The sequence below is a fragment of the Geobacter sp. genome (assembly GCF_030834625.1).
Lineage (GTDB): Bacteria > Desulfobacterota > Desulfuromonadia > Geobacterales > Geobacteraceae > Geobacter.
On the sequence record NZ_JAUQXO010000004.1, the window covers coordinates 1 to 1,700 of the forward strand.

At 58.1% G+C, this 1,700-nt stretch carries 3 protein-coding genes; 1 reads left to right on the forward strand and 2 read right to left on the reverse strand.

Annotated elements, in window-relative coordinates; translation table 11 throughout:
• The coding region (locus tag RCH91_RS00155; RefSeq protein ID WP_306532483.1) for a hypothetical protein at positions 1 to 184 on the forward strand (184 nt) is incomplete at its 5' end.
• Positions 185 to 385: 201 nt separating this feature from the next.
• Here RCH91_RS00155 and RCH91_RS00160 read toward each other — a convergent pair.
• Positions 386 to 1,453 carry a cytochrome C gene (locus tag RCH91_RS00160; RefSeq protein WP_306532484.1) on the reverse strand — a complete coding sequence of 356 codons (1,068 nt, stop codon included), beginning with the start codon at positions 1,451 to 1,453 and terminating at the stop codon, positions 386 to 388.
• A 48-nt stretch (positions 1,454 to 1,501) separates the two neighbouring features.
• A partial coding sequence (locus RCH91_RS00165; protein WP_306532485.1) for a hypothetical protein occupies positions 1,502 to 1,700 on the reverse strand: 199 nt, incomplete at its 5' end.

The following is a 1,700-nucleotide window of genomic DNA, read 5'->3' on the forward strand; positions in this document are numbered from 1 at the left end:
AATCCGTGGGGGGGGTGCGCCCGGATTCCGGATAAATGCCGATGAAAACGATCAGAGGCTCTGCTTAATGCTGCACACTGGTGAAAATTTCACCGCACGCGGCCTCTGGCCGCCAACTTTCAAGCCTTTTGCAAGAGGCTCGCATATTAGTTATTTTCAACACACATTGCAACAAATACAATAAAGGCGGCACTATATCTGCCGCCTCGAGTGGTGATGGAGCTCGTCCACGATGACCTCTATTGAGATTTCAGAACAACAAATCTCTTGTTCCTTCTCGTTCAAATTTCAATGGCCGGCAGTGTTTGTTCAGTAACCTCGAGCATCTAAGAATGGCCGGGGGAAAACTCCCCCGGCCATTCTCTTCTCCATCAAACTCGATTCCCTACCAGGTCTCACCACCTGATATGGGACCATGCTCACCGCAGTTGGTGCTGCAGCTGGACTCGCTGTAACTACCCGAAGCTGCTTTCTTGAAAGCGGTGACGCGAGGCATCGCCCCTCCCTTGCCATCGCCCGAGTAGCGGGCCGGGAGGCCGGAAGTGGCTGTCCCGATAAGACGCGACACCTTGCCACCGTGGGGCACCCGGATATGGCAGTCGACGCATCTGACGCTGTCATGGTCACCGGTGGTGTGAACCTCACCCGCGCCGGAAAAGTTATGGCAGTTCCAGCAAAACGATGTGGAGTTACTCCTCATTGACTGGAAGGTGCCGCTGCTCACCCCAGCCACCGTATAGGGCCATGCCTTGTTCGTCCCCTTCAAAGACCACGTAATTCCCGAACCTTGCGGACCTGTCTCGACAAAATCGTGACAATCGGCACAGGTCATCACCTGATTTCCCACATTTGTCCACGGCGCCTTCATCTCAGCCACTTTCAGGGCACGCGGGGCGGGGGAGCCAACTTGGTTGTTGAGGGTAACAATGACGGGGTGGGCAGACCTGTTGTTGGGGCTGAATTCCCAGGCCTGATCCGTCAGGTTGAGTCCAGAGGGGCCCACAATGGCCGACATGCCGTTGGTTGTGGCACCCAAGCCATTGGAAGAGTGGCACTTGACGCAGAGCTGGTAGGGCTTGGCGGCCGGCGTTACCGGTGTGTAACTTGTCGGCGCGGTCCATGCCGTGGTGCCGTATTTCGGCTCAACACCGTTGTACGTGGAAAAATTTGCCACGTAGTCAGGGTGCTTCTGTGCGTGGGACTCGGCACCGTGGCAGTTGGAGCAGGTGTAGGGCTGCCCCGCCACACCACTGGCAATGGTGTCCTTGACGGCGGTTGCCGTACTGTCGTGGCAGGTCTGGCAGACGGGGGCATCAAAGCCGCCGTGCTGCGTGATGAGATTGGTCCGGTGGCAGGAGCCGCAGGTGCCCGTCCCGATCGTGGACACATGCCCCGCCATGGCCGGGACGGCCATGGCGAGGAGCGCGGAGAGGGTAATTACAATGCGCTTCATTTCGTTTCTCCATTCGGTTCGCTTGATTCTGGTCACCTTACACCTCCCTTACTGGACCAGGAAGGCGCCCTCGGCAACGTAGAGGCTGCTCGAGGTGGGGGTGACACGGAATTTCATCCAGCCGTAGCCGTTCATCCGATGGGCGATGGAGGTGACGTCGATCTCCTTCCATCCCGTGCTGCTCGTGCTGAGGCTCGCGGAGTAGCTGGTGTTCACCGAGGTCCCGCCGGACTGGTACGGATAGACC

What these genes read in the sequence shown, in the direction of transcription:
- RCH91_RS00160 (WP_306532484.1), bottom strand. Translation starts at nt 1,453, where the DNA reads ATGAAGCGCATTGTAATTACCCTCTCCGCGCTCCTCGCCATGGCCGTC.